Here is a 6,054-nt window from a genome sequence, read left to right on the forward strand (position 1 = left end):
ATGCCCGTCCTCGGTCTGCGGACGGTAGGTCGCCGTGGCCGGCAACGCGGTGAACTGGTTGCGGTAGAACTCCACCTCGGTGTCGTCGCGCGGTGGCGCATATCCGCCGCCCAGGCCCGCCAGCGCCGGCGGCAGCGGCGCGCCGGCCACCGCGCCCAGCGACTGCTGGCTGCCCAGACTGGAGCTGGCCGCATTGCCAGCATGCTCGAACCAATCGTCGATGCCTTTTTCGGCCAGCAGCCGTTGCAGGAACGGTAGATCAGCGGCGAGTTGACCCAGCACGTTATCAGCGCACGAATACTGAAGGATAAAAGTGAAAATGCTAACCTCCTATAGTCTAAGTCCGTTGCATCAGCCACCCGTAGACGATTCCACTGAGGAGAACCCAACTCAAGCCGTAAAAAATAATCGCCAATGCAACGCCGCTAAATCCATCAAGTCTTCGAGTAAAAAACGCGACGTGACGCCATAAACCTGCCCACCATCCTCCGCCTCTTTGGTTTGATAGAGATATGTAATATGTCAATCGCATTGCCGCGATCAATGTTGCGAATAATCCGACAATAATCCCAAGGGATTGCGTTAGCATCCAATTTCGCTGAGATGCATTTAAAACTTTAAAATAAAAATCAATTAAACCGTATCTCGAAGCCAATTCAGCTGCATTAGGAATCAATCCATCACTAGCCTTTACTGCAAGATAAAGGCTTGCAACCAACGCAACCATTGGAAACGCAAGGTACGCGAGCCAGTTTGCCGTTATTTCGCGCTTCATCACCCCTGCGATAGCGGAAGCAACGTTAAATGAAAGAAAGCTGAGGGTCACAAAGTTCCAGCACCTAATTGCATCAACCGCATATCTCGCGTAAACCCAAGTGACAACAAAAGCCATGAAGATAGCGACCCCGAGTACCAAGGGGCCGTCCTCGCCCTGAATTCCCCTAGCGCGCACCTGCTTAATGAAAACGATGCGAGTCTGGTAAATTGTCTCTGGATGTGGCGCCGCAGAGGGAGGCGCCTGAACTAGAAAAGTTAAAATCAGACCCATGATTGCACCAATCAAGGGCGAAAGAAATAAACCTTGAACAGCTGGATCGCCCGCCCAATTTAGAAATAGATCAATCATAGACATTAATCTCCAATATAATAAATTTATCGCAAATATTGCCATGTGAAGAGACAATACCCAAATGGAACGCAAACGGAACTCGGATGGTCGTGCAATCGACTATCACTCGCTTCAGGTCATGTGCCAACAGGCGATCAAGGCCGTTAGCCAGGGACAGACGGTGCAAAGCGTGGCCGCGGTTAACAACACGCCGCTGCATTACTAGTTCGAGTCTGGGCTGTGGACGCTGTCGCTGATCCGCGCACTGATCAACCGGCAGTTCGGCAAGACACTGTTGATCGCCACGGTCGGCCGGCTCATGCAGGTGCTCGTATTCAGTGCGCACACTATTTGTAGAGGTTTTTATAGGACTCCCATAAATCCCCCAAGAAACTCTTGTCGGGTTTGGTCTCGATCTTCTGCATCGGGCGGCGGTTCATGTAGTGCTTGGAGGCGACGAACGAACCGTACGCACCCTCAAGGCTGCTCTCTGCCATGCTGTCGTGGACATATTCAAGAAATCCACCATACAGCGCCTCGACCTCTAGCAGCCGCTTACCAGGGTTGTTCCATATCCAATAAAGCGCTTGGCCTTGCGGATCGGTGACAAAGAGATTGGAGGCGACCTCTCCGTCGATCTGTTTCTTTGCCTGGTCCATGTTGAAGGTATCGACCGAACGCGCGTTGCGTTCCAGGTACCTCAGTTCGGCCGCGAGCTTGTCGTACCGGCCTTTGGCGGCGGGATATTTCGGGGCACCCAACAACCAGGAGTCTGTATGTTCATTGGCAGTCTTGGCGAATTGTTCGTACCACATCCGCAGCCACTGGATGTAGATGATCATATGCCCCTTCATCTGCCCCTGGATGTCCTTGGGCAGCGTGCGCACCACCAGCGGCTCCGGCGGCACATAGCACTGGCTTTCCTGCTCGGCCGTGCGTTGGCCGGGCTTGGTGTAGGTGCAGACGTATGGCAGATTCAGGCGGATTACTGCGGGGCTGATTTCTTTGACATCCTCCACAAGCGTAGTCACGGCTCGTCTATATTGGCGCTGGAATTCGTCAACTTCAGGAGTCGATGTCAGTTGCGAATGCAGCGCCGGGTTAAGTCCTCTCAACTCTGTCAAACTAGGCATCGGAATACCAGCTCCGTAAGCCCGGTTGTACATCATCTCTACCGGGTAACGTGCAAGTCCATCCAGTACACCTTCTTCCTCGGCTTCGGCACCTCCCCCCACATCCACCTGGCTACCAGGAAAAAGCAGCTCCTGTCGGCTGCCTGTCGCGCTGGCCGTGCCTCCAATAATCGTCAATGGCTTGTAGAAGCGCAGTTCATGCGCCGCCGCATAATGCACGCAGCGTTCGACCTCGGGCAGCAACCTCATCTCCGACGACACCTTATTGCTGAGCGGGATGAATCCGCTCAGCAGGTTGTCGTCGTAGCGATTCGTCACGCAATCGAACAGGCCCATAAAGTGGATCTTGACCTCGACCGCCTGGTAGCGGCCACTCGCGCAGATGTCGTCGATCAGCAGCTTGCTGAACGCAAGCGCGATCCCGCCGCCCATGTCGTAGCCAAAGATCGCCACGTTGACCCTGTGCACCGGCAGCCTGGCCTTGGCCAGTGCGAACGCGGCCTTGAAATCGGTCTCTGCCGATTTCAGGCGCGTATCCACGCCCGTGTTGAACAGCGCCGCACCGAGGGTCGAGTCGCGGATCAGCCCGACGCTTTCTGCTCCATAGCCAGCGGAATTCTTGGCCACGGCCGCGCCAGCATCCTTGGCTGCGCGCCACGGATGCCTGACTACGTCTTTCCAGAGCGCACGCCATTCCTTGCGCAATTTTTTCCAGCCTTGCTTAGCCACCGTGGTAACGGGCTTCTGGACCGTCTTGGCAATCTGCTTCGCTTGCTTGCTCGCGCGATCTACCACCTCGCCAGCGGTCCAGGCCACACGATTAGCATAGGATTTGTCGCTCAGCCGTTCGCTTTCCTTCCAGACATCCAGCACCGCGCCCTTGGCGGCATCTTTCGGCGCAGAACTGATCTTGTCCTCGATCTCCTTACCGGCTTTATCGCCCAGGGCGGCTGCAAGTGCGGCGTTCTCGGGGTCGAACTGTGCACCAAGACCAGGGTAATAGAAACGGCGCGCCCCATTAATAGGATCGTCATTGGTAGCAGAATATATTTTTGCAACATTACTTAACGGTCCAGATTTGTTTGTATATCCAAAACCGTCAAAGAAGAAGCTCAACCAGAGCACCTGCTGGCAGGCTGGGCATCTCTGTTCAGCCTGAACTTTTGTGCGATCAAGAAATGCGTACTTTTGGTCTGCGTCTTTACTTTCATTTCTCACCTGACTCATTTGGAATCTCCTTTTCCATCGGACGTTGCTGGCAACTCTTCTGCCCCCATGTCATCCACCCATTGCAAAGACGCCGTTCCATCTTTCCGAAAATAGACTCTGAAATACCGAGAATTTCTTGATTCCGGCTGAGGGATGGTTACCCTTGTAGTGTACTCCTTAGCTTTTTTTCCAGAATCAAATTCCTCCACCGACTGCACGAAAGACCATTGTAAATTAACAGTTTTTCCAGGCGTGATATTACATCCACAAGAAAATGCTCCGCCACCACCCCAAGGATTTCCATCTTTACGCCCAGGAGGATTCCCAAAACATCCAGCCTTTGACTCGTTATCCAGCCAGAACTCATAAATCTGCTTTTCGTATTCATTGTATCCAGTCACGCAAACGGTTCTCGACTGGGAGAAACCATCCTTGCAACCGCCCAACAAGAAGATAAACGCCACCATCGAAAATCTAATAATTCTCATATCATAGGTGCCTCAAAGATCCTGCTTCTTTAGCAATAGATGGGGTTGGAGGAAGCTCATCCGCCCCCATATCATCCACCCATTGCAAAGACGCCGTTCCATTCTTACGAAAGAAAATCCTGAAATATCGTGAACTGGATGATTGTGGTTTCGGCGTTTGGACTTTGATGGTGTGCTCCTCGGGCTTCACACCGGAATCGTACTCCTGCCTAGTCTGCTCGAATGTCCAGTAAAGATTGACGACCTTACCAGGCGTCACATTACAGCCACAAGAAAATGCTCCACCACCACCCCAAGGATTTCCGTCTTTACGCCCAGGAGGATTTCCAAAGCAGCCAGATTTTGACTCATTATCCAGCCAAAACTCATAAATCTGCTTTTCGTATTCATTGTATCCGGTCACGCATACGGTTTTAGATTGTGAGAAACCATCCTTGCAGCCGCCCAGCAAGAAGATAAACGCCACCATCAAAAATCTAATAATTCTCATGCCGTAGGTGCCTCAAAGACCATTATTATTTATCAATAAACGGGGTTGAAGGAAGCTCATCCGCGCCCATGTCATCCACCCATTGCAAAGACGCCGTTCCATTTTTACGCAGGTACACTCGAAAGTAGCGAGAACTAGACGATTCTGGCGGCGGAATCTTAACGCGAATTGTATGCTCTTCCGGCTTGACGCCGGCATCGTATTCAGATCTAGTCCTTTCAAATCGCCAATATAAATTAACTTCTTTGCCTGGCGTAATATTACAGCCGCAGGAGAATGCTCCACCCCCTCCCCACGTATCACCACTTTCTCGTCCTGATGGATTTCCAAAACATCCCGATTTAGATTCGTTATCAAGCCAGAACTCATGAATATGCCTTTCATATTCATTGTAACCGGTGACGCACACCGTTCTCGACTGCGAGAAACCATCCTTGCAACCGCCCAGCAAGAAGATAAACGCCACCATCAAAAATCTGATAATGCTCATATCATAAATACCTCAAAGACCATTCTTATTGAGCAATAGATGGGGTTGGAGGAAGCTCATCCGCGCCCATGTCATTCCCCATTGCAAAGACGCCGTTCCATTCTGTCGACGATGGACTCGCTGCTCATGTCTGGCGCTCTTGCGTGCTTGCCGCGTCATACGCCCAATCCACTAGCGCTTCGCAGAGCGCATCGTGGTCCGTTCGGTGCGCGTGCACGAGACGGGCAAGCTGTGCGCGCCACGTGGCATCGACTTCCCGGCGCACGAGCGCCGTACAGCAGCGATAGAGCAGCGGTTCCGCTTCCAGTCCCGCCTCCAGCAGCACGTCCTGCATCACGGACAGTGTCTTCCACGTCTGGAAGGGGTCTGCATCGGCCGGCAGCGCGCCGTTGCGCTTCAGGTCCGCGGCAATGCGATCCAGCCGGCCGAGCGCGTCCAGCCGTTGCAGCTCGGGTGGGGTGAGCGCAAGGCGCGCGGCGGGCCGGCCGGGCCTGCGTTCCGGCGCGGGGCGCAGTGCCAGCGGGGCGGCGTCGCGACCGATGCAGACCCATGCATCGGCGCAGGACAGGAAGGCATCCAGCTTGCCGGCCTCCACCGCTCTGGGCAGCGCCTGCAGCACCGCCGCATCGTAATAGCGGAGCAATCCTTTCTTGCCACCGGGCAGGGAGACCTCGGTGCGCTTCGCCAATGCCTGGGCCAATTGGGCGATAGACAGCGCGCTGGAAAGGGCGACGAAGGCGAACGGCCTGCGCGGCAGATACCTGTTCAACAGCGCATCGACCCAGGCGGCTTCGTAGTCCATCAACAAGGCGCACACCGATGGATCGACGCTTTCGGGTTGATCCCGCAGCACATTGTGGACGCGCTGCTCGCCGATCATCTCCTTCCACGGCATCGCATTGATGGGCAGCTGCGCGGCATCCAGCAGCAGAAAAACCCCGGTGCCCTCACGGTGGCGATGGGGGGCGAGGAAGGTGGACCACGATTCGAAGAGCGGATGCATGGCCGATCACCCGCGAGATGCGACGGCTTCGTGCCGGGATGCCAGATCGCGCATGCATTCCAGGCACACCGGCTTGTCCGCCGTGGGCAGCTGCACACGGGTGCTAAAGCCCTGCGGCCCCGTCAACACCTGC

Annotated in this window: 6 protein-coding genes and 2 pseudogenes; 1 reads left to right on the top strand and 7 read right to left on the bottom strand. The window is 54.5% G+C overall.

Annotation, left to right across the window (positions count from 1 at the left end; genetic code table 11):
- A pseudogene (locus XBLMG947_RS20595) lies at positions 1-282 on the bottom strand (type VI secretion system tip protein VgrG); the annotation flags it as partial.
- Between the two features lie 55 nt (positions 283-337).
- Positions 338-1,132, bottom strand: a complete 795-nt coding sequence (locus XBLMG947_RS23045; RefSeq protein WP_139074470.1) for a hypothetical protein — start codon at positions 1,130-1,132, stop codon at positions 338-340.
- 58 nt (positions 1,133-1,190) lie between these two features.
- Here XBLMG947_RS23045 and XBLMG947_RS22255 point away from each other — a divergent pair.
- Positions 1,191-1,451 (top strand): annotated as a pseudogene (locus XBLMG947_RS22255) (winged helix-turn-helix domain-containing protein); the annotation flags it as partial.
- 4 nt (positions 1,452-1,455) lie between these two features.
- On the opposite strand, the gene XBLMG947_RS20600 reads toward XBLMG947_RS22255, so the two are convergent.
- The 5 genes from XBLMG947_RS20600 to XBLMG947_RS20605 all read right to left on the bottom strand — a co-directional run bounded on the left by XBLMG947_RS20600 (position 1,456) and on the right by XBLMG947_RS20605 (position 5,921).
- The gene (locus XBLMG947_RS20600) at positions 1,456-3,468 is read right to left on the bottom strand and encodes a phospholipase effector Tle1 domain-containing protein (protein ID WP_065470380.1); all 2,013 of its coding nucleotides are present in this window, start codon (positions 3,466-3,468) and stop codon (positions 1,456-1,458) included.
- Complete coding sequence (locus XBLMG947_RS22260) at positions 3,465-3,917, bottom strand: DUF3304 domain-containing protein (protein ID WP_104537034.1); 453 nt, start codon at positions 3,915-3,917, stop codon at positions 3,465-3,467. The genes XBLMG947_RS20600 and XBLMG947_RS22260 overlap by 4 nt, the downstream gene beginning before the upstream one ends.
- Positions 3,918-3,939: 22 nt before the next feature.
- Positions 3,940-4,428 (bottom strand): hypothetical protein, encoded by a 489-nt coding sequence (locus tag XBLMG947_RS22265; protein ID WP_245228287.1) that lies wholly within the window; start codon positions 4,426-4,428, stop codon positions 3,940-3,942.
- A gap of 25 nt (positions 4,429-4,453) precedes the next feature.
- On the bottom strand, positions 4,454-4,918 hold the full coding sequence (locus XBLMG947_RS22270) for a hypothetical protein (RefSeq protein WP_245228288.1): 465 nt from the start codon (positions 4,916-4,918) through the stop codon (positions 4,454-4,456).
- A gap of 124 nt (positions 4,919-5,042) precedes the next feature.
- Positions 5,043-5,921, bottom strand: coding sequence for a DUF4123 domain-containing protein (locus tag XBLMG947_RS20605; RefSeq protein ID WP_065470381.1), 879 nt, complete (start codon positions 5,919-5,921; stop codon positions 5,043-5,045).
- Positions 5,922-6,054 lie beyond the last annotated feature (133 nt).

The sequence above is a fragment of the Xanthomonas bromi genome, from assembly GCF_900092025.1.
Lineage (GTDB): Bacteria > Pseudomonadota > Gammaproteobacteria > Xanthomonadales > Xanthomonadaceae > Xanthomonas > Xanthomonas bromi.

Excerpts from the sequence above, each read along its gene's own strand:
- XBLMG947_RS22260 (WP_104537034.1), bottom strand. The coding sequence starts at position 3,917 with ATGGTGGCGTTTATCTTCTTGTTGGGCGGTTGCAAGGATGGTTTCTCC.
- XBLMG947_RS23045 (WP_139074470.1), bottom strand. The coding sequence starts at position 1,132 with ATGTCTATGATTGATCTATTTCTAAATTGGGCGGGCGATCCAGCTGTT.
- XBLMG947_RS22270 (WP_245228288.1), bottom strand. The coding sequence starts at position 4,918 with ATGAGCATTATCAGATTTTTGATGGTGGCGTTTATCTTCTTGCTGGGC.
- XBLMG947_RS20605 (WP_065470381.1), bottom strand. The coding sequence starts at position 5,921 with ATGCATCCGCTCTTCGAATCGTGGTCCACCTTCCTCGCCCCCCATCGC.
- XBLMG947_RS22265 (WP_245228287.1), bottom strand. The coding sequence starts at position 4,428 with ATGAGAATTATTAGATTTTTGATGGTGGCGTTTATCTTCTTGCTGGGC.
- XBLMG947_RS20600 (WP_065470380.1), bottom strand. The coding sequence starts at position 3,468 with ATGAGTCAGGTGAGAAATGAAAGTAAAGACGCAGACCAAAAGTACGCA.